We start from the raw sequence: 14,005 nt of genomic DNA, 5'->3' as shown, positions 1-14,005 counted from the left end.
GCACCCAAAGGGTGCTCTTTCATCAAACATTTAATCTTGTTTACTTTTTGGCCGGAGCTGATAATTTTTTGCTCATCTCCATGGATATGGCGGAGCGATCAAATTTTAAACGACCGGCCATGGTTTCAATAACGCAAGAAAAATCTTTGTCATTTAATTCCACAATTTTGCCGTGAAGTCCGCTCTTGGTGATTATTTTATCACCTTTTTTAAGCTCCGAAGTAAATTTTTTCTCATCCTTCTGACGTTTCATCTGTGGGCGAATCATAAAAAAATAAGCCACAACAAAAATCAATATCAGTGGTAAAAACTGTCCAATATTTTCCATCTAAAAATTTGCTCTATTTAACAGGACCCGCAGCTTGTGCGTTCTTTGGGTTAACAAAGGCCTTTATTCTTAAAAGTTCAGAGCCTTTTTCCGTATTTGCGGTAACAGTTACCGTTTTGGTCACTTGATTTTGACCAGAACCGTTAAACTTAACCAATAATTCACCGCTTTCACCTGCCGCAATAGGAGTGTTCTTTGGATATTCTGGAACAGTACATCCACAGCTACTCTTGGCATCTGTAATGATTAAAGGAGCATTCCCAGTATTGGTGAATTTAAATACGGTCTCCTGTGGAGTACCTTGAGCAATTGTACCAAAATCATGTTCTGATTTTTCAAAACTCATTACCGGAAGTTGCTTTTGTGCCTCATCTCTATCTGTAGCACTTTCAACATTGTCAGCAACTATTTTACTTGAAGCTTTATCCTTGCAAGAAATGCTCACAAGAGCAACAGTCAAAATCAAACTTAAAATTGTTGTTATTTTCTTCATACTAAAAAATTGTTTTTCCAAAATTAATCAAATATTGTTTATTGTAGCCCTCTTCCTATTTTTTGCAGCTTGCCTGTAGATTTATATTCCTTGGCCAACTTATCCAAAACCCCATTAATAAAAATGCTGCTCTTGGGTGTAGAATATTCTTTAGCTATTTCCAAATATTCGTTTAGTGTCACTTTTTCTGGTATAGATGAGAAGTTGAGCAGCTCACATATTCCCATTTTTAATATTATAGAATCAATCTCTGCAATGCGGTCATTGTCCCAATTAGGCGTTTTACCTTCTATCTCTTTTTCCCACTTGGCATCATTCAACAGCGTTTTGGTCAACAACTCATTGGCAAATTCCATGTCTTGCTGGTCTTTTAACAAAGAAGGAAGAAAAAAGCTTTCATCTGAAGATTCGGTCGCTTTTCGCAATCGTTTGGTTAAATATGTATTTACTATTGGAATATCATCTACCCAAGTAAGTTTCTCATCTTCAAAATAGTCATAGATCTTATCATTGGGCGCAATGATGTTCTTGTACAACTGAAGTATAATTTCTTTATCGTTTTCATAACCCTCTTTATCATTGGTCATGTACTTCTTGTAAACATCACTTGAAACAACCTCCTTATAAATAATTTTAATGTACTCCTCATTCAAGTACCAATTATGCAATTTTCTTTTGGAGAGTTCCTTTTTTAGGGACTCATTGGTAGAGATTTGAAGTAATAATTTGTTTTTCACAAATTTTTCTCCGTCTGGATACTTGTCATCCTCTGTAGCAACATATTTTTTAGAAGCATGGCTTACATGTTTTTCGGCCATTTTATGTAATTCGGCCAAAAGACTTAAAACAAGCAAATAGAGCACATACATGTTCTCTATACTAACTTTAAGAAACTTCTGCTGTTTCTCCAAGGAATCATCTTTGGATTGAATCAATGCATAAATGCATTGCATTACTTTTACTCTGATATGCCTTCTGGTGAGCATTTTTAAAGAACTTTTAAAGTCGTTGATTGGCTTTCACTGCGCAAAAGTAATCTTATATTTCATTCCCACCTATCAAAGTTGTTTTCTTATCAGTTTTATAACATTTACTTTGTCCGTAATCCCATATATTTGCTGAATTGTCTTTGAAAAAAGACTTCTGAAAAAAACCACCTTTCCCTTTTATGAAGGAACTGAAACACCTTAACAAATACTTTAAAAAATACTGGTTCAAACTGTTTTTGGGGATTTTAATCACCATAATTGCCCGTGTTTTTTCCCTTATCATGCCTTCCTATGTGAACAAATCCATTCAGGCGGTGGAGGGTTTTATCTCAGAGACGATTTCTATATCTGAAGCTAAAGGACTTTTATTTGAATATATACTTATTATTGTGGGTGCCGCATTACTATCAGGGCTTTTCACCTTTTTAATGCGTCAGACCATTATCAATGTTTCTAGATATATAGAGTACGATTTAAAGAATGAAGTCTTTGATCACTATCAGTTTCTAAATCTCAATTTCTACAAAAAAAATAGGATTGGTGATTTAATGAACAGAATCAGTGAAGATGTTAACCAAGTACGAATGTACGGAGGACCTGCCATCATGTATGGCATTCAAACGCTCACCCTCTTTGCATGTTTAATTCCACTAATGTTTATCAAGGCGCCTACTTTGGCAGCTTATACCCTGCTTCCTTTGCCATTTCTGTCTGTTTTAATCTATCAGATAAGCAAAATTATACACAAAAGAAGTACTAAGGTCCAAGAGTATTTGTCTACGCTCTCCACCTTTACACAAGAATCTTTTTCTGGGGTTTCTGTCATAAAAGCATATGGATTGGAACCTAAGATCAATGCTGAACTTACGGATTTGGCCATTGAAGGGAAAGATACAAGTATGGATTTGGCCAAAGTAAATGCCTGGTTCTTTCCATTAATGATTTTATTGATAGGCATCAGTAATATTTTTGTCATCTACATTGGTGGCAAACAATACATCAATGGAGAAATAGCTTCCATAGGTATTATTGCCGAGTTTATCCTTTATGTGAACATGCTAACGTGGCCAGTTGCAGTTGTAGGTTGGTTGACCTCAATTGTACAGCGGGCAGAAGCTTCCCAAAAAAGAATCAATGAGTTTTTGGACGTTCAACCCACAATTAAAAATGAGGTTCAAGAATCTACACCTATAACGGGAGATATCGAATTTAAAAATGTGACCTTCACTTATGAAGACACAAATATTACAGCACTCAATAACATTTCCTTTACCATAAAAGCTGGGGAGACGGTTGCCTTTTTAGGAAAGACCGGCTCTGGGAAATCAACTATTCTAGATTTGGTTGCCAGACTTTACGATGCTTCATCTGGTGAGGTTTTAATTGATGGTACAACGATACAGGAATTAAATTTAAATAGTTTACGAAGTGCTATTGGTGCCGTGCCTCAAGATGCTTTTCTTTTTTCTGATACTATAGAAAATAATATTCGCTTCGGAGATGAAAATGCCTCGTTTGAAGAAATTGTATCCGTGGCCAAAAAAGCGGTAGTTCACGAAAACATTGAAGGATTTACCAAAAAGTATGATACAGTTCTTGGCGAACGTGGCATTACCCTTAGTGGTGGTCAAAAACAACGAGTGTCAATTGCCAGGGCTCTATTAAAAAACCCACAAATATATCTTTTTGATGATTGTTTATCTGCAGTAGATACAGAAACGGAAGAAGAAATACTAAATAATTTAAAACAAGTATCCCAGAATAAAACTACACTTATTGTAAGCCATAGAGTATCTTCTGCAAAAAATGCAGATAAGATAATTGTACTGGAAAATGGTGCAATAATCCAAGAAGGCACACATGAGAAATTAAACAACATTGAAGGATACTACAAAGAACTCTACCTAAATCAACTCTCTGAGAAAGAATGATAAAAAAGTTGCTGGATTAGCATTTTTTTTACATTTTTGATAGAATTATTCAACATTGCACTAAACGAAGCACTAGACCATATGGGCGAGAAAGATATAATGGATCAGGAAGAAATTCACTCTAAAGTATTAAGGGCAGGGAGAAGAACCTATTTTTTTGATGTAAGAAGCACCAAAGCCGGCGATTATTATTTAACGATCACCGAAAGCAAAAAATTCACACATGATGATGGCTCCTTTCACTACAAGAAGCACAAAATCTACTTATACAAAGAAGATTTTACGGCTTTTAAGGAAATCATGGAAGAAATGATGGATTACATTATTGATGAAAAAGGTCAAGAAGTGATTTCAGAAAGACATCAAAAAGATTTCAAAAAAGAAGAAGAAAACAATACAAGTGAAAATGGGGAGGCAACAGGAAACTTTACGGATGTTAACTTCGATGACATTTAAACTGAAACTCTAAAAAAAACTTAAAACGACCTCTACTAAGCAGGTCGTTTTTTATTTTTAACAGTGACTAACACAAACACAATCTTATGAAACAATTCAACATCTTGTTCTTTATGATGGTTGGACTTGGGCTAACGGCTCAAAATGTAACCTTAGACTATTACTTACCAAGTAATATTTCATATGATCCAAATATTCCAAAACCAGCTGAGGTTATAGGACATGAGGTTGGAGAATGGCATGTAACCCATGATAAACTGGTATTCTACATGCAACAACTTGCCGCTGCCAGTGATAGGATTACAATAGAAGACCGCGGGAAGACCTTTGAAGGAAGACCTATTCTTTTACTAACCATTACCACGCCAAAAAATCATCAAAATATTGAAACCATAAGACAGCAGCATGTTGCATTGTCCGAAGGAGGTACTACAAATACTGCAGAAATGCCCATAGTAGTCTATCAAGGGTTCTCTATTCATGGAAACGAACCCAGCGGCTCAAATGCTTCTTTGGCATACGCTTATCATTTGGCTGCCGCACAAGGACCAGAAATTGATTCTATGTTAGAGAATATGGTCATTCTTTTAGATCCCAGTTTTAATCCAGATGGCCTTCAACGTTTTGCATATTGGGCCAACGTGAATAAAAGTAAGAACTTGAATCCTGACAAAAACGAAAGAGAGTATCATGAAGTATGGCCTGGAGGACGAACCAACCATTATTGGTTTGATATGAATCGTGATTGGTTGCCTGTGCAGCTACCAGAAAGTAGGGCACGTATTAAAACCTTTCACAATTGGTTGCCAAATATTTTGACGGATCATCATGAAATGGGTACAAATTCTACTTTCTTCTTTCAACCGGGAGAACCAACAAGAGTAAACCCTTTAACCCCAAAAGTTAATCAGGAGCTGACAAAAGAAATTGCCACTTACCATGCAAAAGCATTGGATAAAATTGGCTCTCTCTATTATTCCGAAGAAAACTACGATGACTATTATTACGGAAAAGGCTCCACTTTTCCAGATGTTAATGGCAGTATAGGGATTCTATTTGAACAAGGAAGCTCCAGAGGGCATATTCAAGAAAGTGAAAATGGTACATTGACCTTTCCATTTACCATCAGAAACCAATTTACCACAGCTATGTCCACTGTAGAGGCTGCCAAAAATATGCGCTCCAAAATATTGGATTACCAACAGAAGTTTTATCGGGACATGCGTTCAGAGGTCGCCAAAAGTAGAACGAAGGCAATTATTTTTGGTGATAGTAAAGATGCTTCCAAAACTTGGCATTTAGCCGAGATTTTGAATAGACATAAAATAAAATTTCATGAACTGGCATCCGATGCAACTATTTCTGGAAAAACATACAAAAAAGGATATAGTTATGTTGTTCCTATGAATCAAAAAAATCCAAGACTGATCAACGCCATGTTTGAGAAAAGAACAACATTTCAAGACAGTCTTTTTTATGATATTTCGGCATGGACATTTCCCCTATCGTTCAATGTAGATTATGCTAATTTAACCTCGCTTTCCAATGCAGGTCCAGAAGTCACAGATTTTAAGTCGCCCAAGGGTGGAACAGATAAACAGAGTAATTATGCTTATCTATTTGAATGGCATGAATACTATACGCCAAAAGCACTAAACAAAATTTTACAAAAAGGATTGAGGGCAAAGACAGCAAAATCTCCATTTTCCTTGGAAGGCAAACAGTACGATTATGGCACTATAATGGTGCCAGTGCAAAATCAAAAATTAAATCCAGAGGATTTGCACAACTTTTTAAACGAAGTAGCAAAAGACAGCAAAATTAAGATTACAGCAGTATCCACTGGGCTTACTCAAGGAATAGATTTAGGAAGCAATGACTTTGACCCTATCAAAAAACAAAAAGTAGCCATTTTGGTTGGTGATGGTGTACGTTCTTATGATGCTGGTGAGATTTGGCATTTGTTTGATACTCGTTATGACATGAAGATCACCAAAATAGACACCCGATATTTCAACGCAGTAGACTTGGATAAATACACAGATTTGATTTTACCCAGTGGATGGGGGAATAAAATTTTGGATAAGCAAGGTGCTGAAAAAATTATGGATTGGGTAAAAAATGGTGGAACTGTCATTGGATATAGAAACACCGCCAATTGGTTCAACAAGCATGAGTTCATGAAACTTGAAATGAAGAAGGATACGCTAGTGGCCAAAAACATACCTTTTGATCAGAAAGGCGATTTTAAAGGAGCCCAAGTTACTGGTGGTGCTATTTTTGAAGCTAAACTAGATCGTTCGCATCCCATTAATTTTGGGTACAAAAATGACAAACTGGCCATGTTCAGAAACACAAACGTCTATCTAAAGCCAGAAAAGAATAGCTATGACAACCCTATCCAATACACCAACAACCCTCTTTTAAGTGGTTATATTTCTGAAGAAAATCAAGAACTCATTAAGAACAGTGTGCCTTTTAAAGCAAAAAGAATGGGTAAAGGGAGAGTAATTCTTTTTACGGACAACACTAATTTCAGAGCCTTTTGGTACGGAACCAACAAACTGCTGATGAATGCTATTTTCTTTGGACAAATGATGTAATCAAAACATCAAGGTTTTTAAAAGGATACGCCTAAATTATTTAAAATGGCAAGAACACCAAGTAAAATGCTACCTCTGGGTACTGAAGCACCTTTTTTCAATTTAATTGATACAGTAACGAATACTTCACGTTCCCTGGAGGATTTAAAAGGTGGAAAAGGAACTGTGGTGATGTTTATTTGCAATCATTGCCCATTTGTAATTCATGTGAATCCTGAAATTTCCAAATTAGGAAAAGAATATCAAGCCAAAGGGGTAGGTTTTGTGGCAATTTCAAGTAACGATGTAATGAACTATCCGCAAGATGCGCCTCATTTAATGAAACTAAAAGCCAAAGAAGAAGGTTATTCTTTTCCCTATTTATATGATGAGACACAAGAGGTTGCCAGAGCGTATGATGCGGCGTGTACACCTGATTTTTATCTTTTTGATGCAGATTTAAAACTGGTTTATCGTGGCCAATTGGATGATTCTAGGCCGGGCAATGGTATCCCTTTGACTGGAACAGATTTGAGAAATGCCATGGATGCGCTGTTAGAAGGTGAAAACCCAATAAAAGATCAAAAACCAAGCATTGGCTGTAATATAAAATGGGCTGATAACTGATTCTATTCTTCTTTTCGAACCAAATCCACTTAAGATGAAAATCAACCCAAAAAAAGCACTTGAGAAACTGGCTGAACAAGATTCTCCATTTTTAATGTTGTTTGAACATGGAACGCTGACTGTGGAAATCTATAAGCCCGAAAAGATAGATTTACAACAACCACATTCCAGGGATGAAGTATATGTTGTAATTTCAGGAACAGGAGAATTTATGAATGATGGTGAACGTACAACCTTTGCCCCAGGTGATTTTTTATTTGTACCCGCAGGGGTAGAGCACCGATTTGAGAACTTTACCGATGACTTTTCCACTTGGGTTATTTTTTATGGTCCTGAGGGTGGTGAACCTGAATAAGATCGAATGAATATTTATTTTGAACCGGTCAATTCCTCAACAATTGACACTTATATTTTAGTAGGAAAAAAGTCCTATCAAGAGCATTACCTGCACTTATGGGAAAATGAAGATTCAACTCCATACATTTCAAAGAGCTTCACTAAAACGATAGTTCAGAATGAATTGTTTGACCCAAATATTGAAAACTTCTTAGTGCAAACTGAACATACCACAGTAGGCATTGTAAAATTGATCAAGAACAAGGCACTGGACGAGCTTTCAAGTGAAAATGCACTACTAGCTGAAAAAATCTATCTTCTACGAGCCTATTCGGGTATGGGCCTTGGAAAAATGGTTTTACAACTAATAGAAAGCTACGCCAAAGACCTAAACAAGGATGTTATTTGGTTAGACACCATGAAAAAGGGAAACCCTATCAATTTTTACTTGAAAAACGGGTTCAAAATCAAAAGAGAAAGTGAACTAAAACTGGAGGGAGCAAAACTTTCAGAAAAAGAAATGTGGGTATTGACCAAACAGCTTTAAATTACCATTCTTCTCTTTTAATCAGGTTTTCTATATGTGCAAAATGATGACTTCCATGCCATGCATAGCGTCCTACATTTTCTTCAAGGGTAGTTTCTTCATTGCTATCAGGATGAATAAATGTACGGTTTAAATCCTCCTTAGAAAGCCCCTTTAAAAGATAGACCAGTTTGGCATGCACCGCTTTTAAGTGATCTAAAGACATTTGAATAGGCGCCGACTTTGCATCGAACAATTTGGACCACTCTTTTTCAAAATATGCCTTAATCACAGGGTTGTTCTCCGTTAACCCCCATTTAAATCTAATATAGCTATTATGATGGCTGTCAGCTATATGGTGCACCAATTGCCTCACAGTCCAGCCCCCAGGTCTATATGGAGTTTCCAATTGTTCATCTGAAAGTGGAGTTACCATATCTTCCAATCTTTTGGGTAAATGTTCCAAAATCGCAATCCAATCCTTTAAGTGTTTTTCAGTTATGGGCTGCGGAATTTTATAAGTGCCAATAGGGTATCTAAGTTGTTCTAAAATGTCTTTTTCCATAGGTCAAAAGTAGCAAACTTTTGGGGCATTATATAGTTGGAACATGACCAAAATCATTTAGGTTTTTAAAACTTTAATAGACTTTTAACTGCAATAAAAATATATAGAACATTTATCCACTAATTTTGTAGGATATCTATTTTTCAATTTAAAAAACAACATTTATGGCTACAATTAGATTAGGCGATATCGCTCCAGATTTTACCGCTGAAACGTCTCAAGGAACATTAAATTTTTATGATTTTTTAGGTGATGGTTGGGGAATTCTTTTCTCCCATCCAGCAGATTTCACCCCTGTTTGCACAACGGAATTGGGGACCGCAGCAAAATTTAAAGGAGAGTTTGAAAAACGAAATGTAAAAATGATGGCATTAAGCGTGGATGGCGCGGCGTCTCATGCGGAATGGATAAAAGATATAAATGAAACACAAAATACCGTTGTCAACTTTCCAATTATCGCAGATGAAGATAGGAAAGTATCTGATCTCTATGATATGATTCATCCAAATGCAGATGACACGCTTACCGTTCGTTCGGTTTTCATTATTGGGCCAGACAAAAAAGTGAAGTTGATTTTGACGTACCCCGCTTCAACAGGTCGTAATTTTTATGAGTTATTGCGTGTTATAGATTCATTGCAATTGACCGCTCATCATAAGGTGGCTACACCTGCAAATTGGGAGCATGGAGAAAAAGTAGTGGTGAGTCCATCAATCCCTACAGAAGAGGCCAAAAGCATATTTACCAAAGGTGTTGAGGAGGTAAAACCATACTTGCGATTAACGCCTGACCCTACTGCATAATCTAAATTTAATGTCAAAAAATAACGAAAAGTATTAATTAACAATAAATTAAGTGTACCTTTGCAGCTAATTAATTTTTTTAGTTTTTATTATGAGTAAAGGAACAGTAAAATTCTTCAACGATTCAAAAGGCTACGGCTTTATTACAGAAGAAGGTTCAAACACAGATCACTTCGTACACGTTTCAGGCCTAATTGATGAGATTAGAGAAGGTGACGCAGTAGAATTCGAACTACAGCAAGGTAAAAAAGGATTGAACGCCGTAAACGTACAAGTTATAGATTAAGGTAACAGCACACTTTTTTATAGAACAAACCCGGGCAATGCCCGGGTTTTTTATTTTCATTTTTGTTTAAACTTTACGCAACCTATTTCATTTTTTCAATCTAAAATTTAAACAAACACAGTTTCCCCTACACCATTAAATTAGCAACACTATGAACACTTTCTTTGGGATTCTTTCCTTGCTCCTTGTTATTAACCTATTATTACTGTTATTAAGTGTAAACAGTTCCAAAAAGTAGATTTTCTGGGGTTTTATGCTCCGAGAAAAATAATTTGGACAATATAGTAGGGTTTTTCTACGTTGGGTTGTTAAATAGATATAGTTTCCCCATAAGCAAAATCTTGAACAAATGAGTACCTTCTTTATCGTATTACTTTTATTACTTGCTCTTAACCTTTGTCTGTTATTGGTAAGTGTAAATAGATCAAAATAAAAAAGCTTCCAAAATTGGAAGCTTTTTTATTTTGTTTTGTCTTATTGCTTTACTAGAATGTTTGTTATTTTACATTCATCAACTCTACATCAAAAATTAAGGTAGCATCTGGAGGAATAACACCGCCTGCACCAGCACTACCGTAAGCTAAATTGGAAGGAATGACAAAACGAGCCTTGTCCCCTACCTTTAACAACGCTATACCTTCATCCCATCCTGGAATCACTTGACCCACCCCCAATGCGAAGTCTATAGGTTGATTTCTGCTGTAAGATGAATCAAATACTTGCCCATTGGTCAAACTGCCTTCATAATGTACCGAAACTGTTTTTCCTTTTTCAGCTTTGGCCCCGCTTCCTTGTTGGATCATTTTAAATCGAAGTCCACTTTCAGTAGTATCAAAACCAGCAGCCAACTTTTCCATTTCTGCTTCTGCTTCTGCTTTGGCATCAGCAATCCTTTTTTCCCTTGCACCTTCAAACACCCTGAATGCTTCAATAGCGTTCCAAGCCTCAGCCTCAGCTCCTATCCTAACAATTTCAAGATTTTCAATAGCATCCCCTTGAGCAATACTATTCACTATATCCATCCCTTCTTCCACATGACCAAAAACCGTGTGCTTGTTGTCTAACCAAGGAGTAGCAACATGCGTGATAAAAAATTGACTCCCATTGGTACCAGGACCCGCATTGGCCATGGATAGAATCCCAGGGCCTTCATGGGTTAATTCTGAATGAAATTCATCATCGAATTTATATCCCGGATCACCTGTTCCAGTTCCTTGCGGACATCCACCTTGAATCATAAAGTCTGCAATAACACGATGGAACTTAAGCCCATCATAATATGGTTTCCCTTGTGGTTTGGCAGTGTTTTCCATATTCCCTTCAGCCAAGGCAACAAAGTTACCAACGGTTCCAGGTGTTTTATCATGGGTAAGCTTTACTAAAACTTCACCCTTTGTTGTATTGAATTTTGCGTAAATTCCTTCTTGCATTTTTGCTCTTTTTAATAAGCGGCAAAGGTAGGGGTTTTTATGTATTTGAGGTTCTGTAAATTTTGACGAATTTTATCCTGTCACATATCTCTAATTGCTGAAAATTTTCAAAAATATGCATGATCAACGTATGGTAGAAGATTTTGTAATTCATTCTTAAGAATTAATAGATAACCAAAAGCTCTGTCAAACTTATTACCAATAACATTTTTGAAATTGATGAATAAAAACCAAACTGTTAGCCCTTAATCTTTGTTGAAGGAATAGTTCCGTATTTATCTATAAGATAGACCAAACTGGCCATTGTTGCCGCTCCTAGTTCCAATTCACGCTTGTTAACATGCTCAAAAGTGTCATTTTCCGCATGGTGATGGTCAAAATATCGCTGAGAGTCCGGTCGTAAACCGGCCAAAACCAAATCTTCATTTTTTAAGGGACCAATATCCGCTCCGCTATACCCTTTTACAAACACATGGATCAAATAAGGTTTGAACAGATTTGCCCAGCTTTGTACTTGTTTTAGATTTTCTTCAGAACAATCAAAAGAAAAACCTCTTGGGGTAAACCCACCAGAATCGCTTTCCAAGGCAAAAACGTGTTTTTCATTTTTGCTCAGCGCCACTTCCGCATATTTGTTTCCGCCACGAAGGCCATTTTCTTCATTCATGAACAATACAACACGAAGTGTACGTTTGGGCTTATAGCCAGATTCTTTTAAGAGGCGAAGTACATCCATACTTTGCACACAACCTGCCCCATCGTCATGAGAACCATCTCCTAAATCCCACGAATCTAGATGCCCGCCCACAACCATAATTTCATTGGGGTACGTGGAACCTTTTATCTCTCCTATAACATTATAGGATTCAACATCATCAAGCTGTTTACAGCTTTGTTTGAAGTAAAGCTTAATATTTGGATTTAACTTGAGCGTTGTGCTCAGTAATTCTGCTCCTTTGGTGCTTATGGCAGCCGCAGGAATTCTATCCTCAACCGGTGTATCTCCGTAACTCATGGAGCCCGTATGCGGAAAATCATCCAAACTTAATGTCACCGAACGAACAATAACACCGACAGCACCATATTTACCGGCTTCTGAAGCACCCGAATATCTTTGGTCCACACAACCAGAGTATGAAGCAAATGTACTTATCAACTTTGGTTCCATTGGGCGATTGTAAAACACTATTTTACCCGCTATCTTATCCTTTCCCAGTTTCTCTAAATCTTCTATGCCTTGAACCTCAACAATATTGGTCTTTAAACCTTTGTCAGGAGTTGCAACAGATCCTCCAAGTGCGCAAATGGGAACATTGGTTGTAAGGCCTGGCTTTGTTTCAATATAAGCAAATTCTGGGGTGCCCCTTACCCATTTTGGAACCATTACGGGCTGCAACCATACTCGGTCCAAGCCTAAAGAATCCAATTGTGCTTTTGTATAGTCCACGGCCTGTTGTGCCTGAACAGAACCAGAAAGACGTCCGCCAATCTGATTGGAGAGATGATTTAACCAATCGTATGCTTTTCCATTGGTCAAGGCTTGATCGTAAATAGCTCTAATTTGTTTCTCATCATCTGTTTGTGAAAAAAAGGGGGTACTGACCAGTACTAGGGCTAAAAGTAATGTTGTTCTCATTCGGCTTCTTTTTCCAGTTGTTGCTTAAAGCTTTCTAAATTAGCTTTTATTTTTTCGTCCAACTCAGGTTCCGCTACATCTTTATGCTTTTTTAACGCTTTCAGTAAAATGGATGCCACAATTACCCGGGCAGCTTTCTTATTATCAGCAGGAACAATGTACCATGGTGCATGAGGCTTTGAGGTTTCATTTATAGCTTTTTCATAACACGTCTGGTATTCATCCCATAACTTTCGTTCCTTAAGGTCGCCGGCCGAAAATTTCCAGTTCTTTTCCTTCAATCGCAACCTTCTTAACAAACGTTGTCTTTGCTCTTCTTTTGATAGATGAAGAAAAAATTTGAATATTAACGTTCCATTTTCAGAAATATGCCTTTCAAAATCATTTATTTGTCGATATCTGTTTTCCCAAAACTCATCATCTATATCAGACACAGACTCAATACCTGGAATATTCTCGCCCATAATATACTCCGGATGGACCTTCGTTACCAACACATTTTCATAATGGGTTCTATTAAAAACACTGAATTTACCTCGTGCTGGTAACGCAATATAATGTCGCCACAAGTAATCATGCTTTAATTCCAATTCTGTAGGGACTTTAAAACTGTGAACCACCACGCCTCTTGCATTAAAGTCTTTGAAAACCTCTCTTATAAGACTATCCTTACCTGAAGTATCCATTCCCTGTAGGCAAACGAGAATCCCGTATTTGCCATGGGCATATAACGTATCTTGAAATTTACCTAATTCTTTTCGAACATCTTCTAGCCGTTTTTTAAGTTCCTTATCTGAGTCGTTAAAGTCTTCAAAAGTGTTTATTTCGGAAAGTTTTAAGGTATTTTTTGCTTGATATGCAGTAATGTCGAGTTTTTCCATAAGAATGAATATAGCTCTTTTTGTTCATTCCTTCAATCATCTACTCAAAACTACCATTCAACGATAGTTTTTACGTTTTGTAGTTTTAGCTGGTCTTTTATCGATTTTTTTTTACCTCGAGACGATTCTTCCCTTA

The 14,005-nt window shown here is 36.8% G+C and carries 15 protein-coding genes; 8 read left to right on the top strand and 7 right to left on the bottom strand.

The annotated features are described in order from the left end of the window. Positions 1 to 40: 40 nt before the first annotated feature. From yajC to nusB, 3 genes are read right to left on the bottom strand one after another with little or no spacing between them, the layout of a single operon-like run. The gene (yajC, locus tag LV704_RS14475; protein WP_109662052.1) at positions 41 to 328 is read right to left on the bottom strand and encodes a preprotein translocase subunit YajC; all 288 of its coding nucleotides are present in this window, start codon (positions 326 to 328) and stop codon (positions 41 to 43) included. Positions 329 to 341: 13 nt separating this feature from the next. Next, a complete protein-coding gene (locus tag LV704_RS14470; protein WP_163422993.1) occupies positions 342 to 821 on the bottom strand; it encodes a DUF1573 domain-containing protein in 480 nt (159 codons plus the stop codon). Between the two features lie 38 nt (positions 822 to 859). After that, positions 860 to 1,807 (bottom strand): transcription antitermination factor NusB, encoded by a 948-nt coding sequence (gene nusB / locus LV704_RS14465; protein ID WP_163422992.1) that lies wholly within the window; start codon positions 1,805 to 1,807, stop codon positions 860 to 862. A 182-nt stretch (positions 1,808 to 1,989) separates the two neighbouring features. On the opposite strand from nusB, the gene LV704_RS14460 reads away from it, so the two are divergent. From LV704_RS14460 to LV704_RS14435, 6 genes are all read left to right on the top strand, one after another. Beyond that, positions 1,990 to 3,741, top strand: coding sequence for an ABC transporter ATP-binding protein (locus LV704_RS14460; RefSeq protein ID WP_163422991.1), 1,752 nt, complete (start codon positions 1,990 to 1,992; stop codon positions 3,739 to 3,741). 81 nt (positions 3,742 to 3,822) lie between these two features. Continuing rightward, entirely contained in the window at positions 3,823 to 4,197 is a 375-nt protein-coding gene (locus LV704_RS14455; protein WP_163422990.1) for a PUR family DNA/RNA-binding protein, read from the top strand. 86 nt (positions 4,198 to 4,283) lie between these two features. Continuing rightward, positions 4,284 to 6,800, top strand: a complete 2,517-nt coding sequence (locus tag LV704_RS14450; RefSeq protein WP_163422989.1) for a M14 family metallopeptidase — start codon at positions 4,284 to 4,286, stop codon at positions 6,798 to 6,800. Positions 6,801 to 6,845: 45 nt separating this feature from the next. After that, positions 6,846 to 7,406, top strand: a complete 561-nt coding sequence (locus tag LV704_RS14445) for a thioredoxin family protein (RefSeq protein WP_163422988.1) — start codon at positions 6,846 to 6,848, stop codon at positions 7,404 to 7,406. 34 nt (positions 7,407 to 7,440) lie between these two features. Continuing rightward, positions 7,441 to 7,761, top strand: coding sequence for a cupin domain-containing protein (locus LV704_RS14440; protein WP_163422987.1), 321 nt, complete (start codon positions 7,441 to 7,443; stop codon positions 7,759 to 7,761). A 6-nt stretch (positions 7,762 to 7,767) separates the two neighbouring features. Continuing rightward, complete coding sequence (locus LV704_RS14435) at positions 7,768 to 8,289, top strand: GNAT family N-acetyltransferase (protein ID WP_163422986.1); 522 nt, start codon at positions 7,768 to 7,770, stop codon at positions 8,287 to 8,289. A 1-nt stretch (position 8,290) separates the two neighbouring features. On the opposite strand, the gene LV704_RS14430 is transcribed toward LV704_RS14435, so the two are convergent. Then, a complete protein-coding gene (locus LV704_RS14430; RefSeq protein ID WP_163422985.1) occupies positions 8,291 to 8,833 on the bottom strand; it encodes a YfiT family bacillithiol transferase in 543 nt (180 codons plus the stop codon). Between the two features lie 164 nt (positions 8,834 to 8,997). Here LV704_RS14430 and LV704_RS14425 point away from each other — a divergent pair, with 164 nt between their 5' ends. Next, a complete protein-coding gene (locus LV704_RS14425; protein WP_163422984.1) occupies positions 8,998 to 9,636 on the top strand; it encodes a peroxiredoxin in 639 nt (212 codons plus the stop codon). Positions 9,637 to 9,727: 91 nt separating this feature from the next. Beyond that, a complete protein-coding gene (locus LV704_RS14420) occupies positions 9,728 to 9,922 on the top strand; it encodes a cold-shock protein (RefSeq protein ID WP_055397609.1) in 195 nt (64 codons plus the stop codon). A gap of 497 nt (positions 9,923 to 10,419) precedes the next feature. Here LV704_RS14420 and LV704_RS14415 read toward each other — a convergent pair whose 3' ends face one another. The 3 genes from LV704_RS14415 to LV704_RS14405 all read right to left on the bottom strand — a co-directional run bounded on the left by LV704_RS14415 (position 10,420) and on the right by LV704_RS14405 (position 13,869). Then, positions 10,420 to 11,352, bottom strand: coding sequence for a peptidylprolyl isomerase (locus LV704_RS14415; RefSeq protein WP_163422983.1), 933 nt, complete (start codon positions 11,350 to 11,352; stop codon positions 10,420 to 10,422). A gap of 238 nt (positions 11,353 to 11,590) precedes the next feature. Next, positions 11,591 to 12,988, bottom strand: a complete 1,398-nt coding sequence (locus tag LV704_RS14410) for a M20/M25/M40 family metallo-hydrolase (RefSeq protein WP_163422982.1) — start codon at positions 12,986 to 12,988, stop codon at positions 11,591 to 11,593. Then, positions 12,985 to 13,869 (bottom strand): PPK2 family polyphosphate kinase, encoded by an 885-nt coding sequence (locus LV704_RS14405; protein WP_163422981.1) that lies wholly within the window; start codon positions 13,867 to 13,869, stop codon positions 12,985 to 12,987. Before LV704_RS14405 ends, LV704_RS14410 begins: the two co-directional genes overlap by 4 nt. Positions 13,870 to 14,005 lie beyond the last annotated feature (136 nt).

This window comes from Flagellimonas sp. CMM7, assembly GCF_021390195.1.
Lineage (GTDB): Bacteria > Bacteroidota > Bacteroidia > Flavobacteriales > Flavobacteriaceae > Flagellimonas.
This window is presented reverse-complemented; position numbering and strand designations above follow the sequence as displayed.

Coding starts and splice junctions, on each gene's coding strand:
- LV704_RS14405 (WP_163422981.1), bottom strand. CDS start 13,869: ATGGAAAAACTCGACATTACTGCATATCAAGCAAAAAATACCTTAAAA.
- LV704_RS14460 (WP_163422991.1), top strand. CDS start 1,990: ATGAAGGAACTGAAACACCTTAACAAATACTTTAAAAAATACTGGTTC.
- LV704_RS14430 (WP_163422985.1), bottom strand. CDS start 8,833: ATGGAAAAAGACATTTTAGAACAACTTAGATACCCTATTGGCACTTAT.
- LV704_RS14435 (WP_163422986.1), top strand. CDS start 7,768: ATGAATATTTATTTTGAACCGGTCAATTCCTCAACAATTGACACTTAT.
- LV704_RS14470 (WP_163422993.1), bottom strand. CDS start 821: ATGAAGAAAATAACAACAATTTTAAGTTTGATTTTGACTGTTGCTCTT.
- LV704_RS14420 (WP_055397609.1), top strand. CDS start 9,728: ATGAGTAAAGGAACAGTAAAATTCTTCAACGATTCAAAAGGCTACGGC.
- LV704_RS14440 (WP_163422987.1), top strand. CDS start 7,441: ATGAAAATCAACCCAAAAAAAGCACTTGAGAAACTGGCTGAACAAGAT.
- LV704_RS14425 (WP_163422984.1), top strand. CDS start 8,998: ATGGCTACAATTAGATTAGGCGATATCGCTCCAGATTTTACCGCTGAA.
- LV704_RS14450 (WP_163422989.1), top strand. CDS start 4,284: ATGAAACAATTCAACATCTTGTTCTTTATGATGGTTGGACTTGGGCTA.
- LV704_RS14455 (WP_163422990.1), top strand. CDS start 3,823: ATGGGCGAGAAAGATATAATGGATCAGGAAGAAATTCACTCTAAAGTA.
- nusB (WP_163422992.1), bottom strand. CDS start 1,807: ATGCTCACCAGAAGGCATATCAGAGTAAAAGTAATGCAATGCATTTAT.
- LV704_RS14410 (WP_163422982.1), bottom strand. CDS start 12,988: ATGAGAACAACATTACTTTTAGCCCTAGTACTGGTCAGTACCCCCTTT.
- yajC (WP_109662052.1), bottom strand. CDS start 328: ATGGAAAATATTGGACAGTTTTTACCACTGATATTGATTTTTGTTGTG.
- LV704_RS14445 (WP_163422988.1), top strand. CDS start 6,846: ATGGCAAGAACACCAAGTAAAATGCTACCTCTGGGTACTGAAGCACCT.
- LV704_RS14415 (WP_163422983.1), bottom strand. CDS start 11,352: ATGCAAGAAGGAATTTACGCAAAATTCAATACAACAAAGGGTGAAGTT.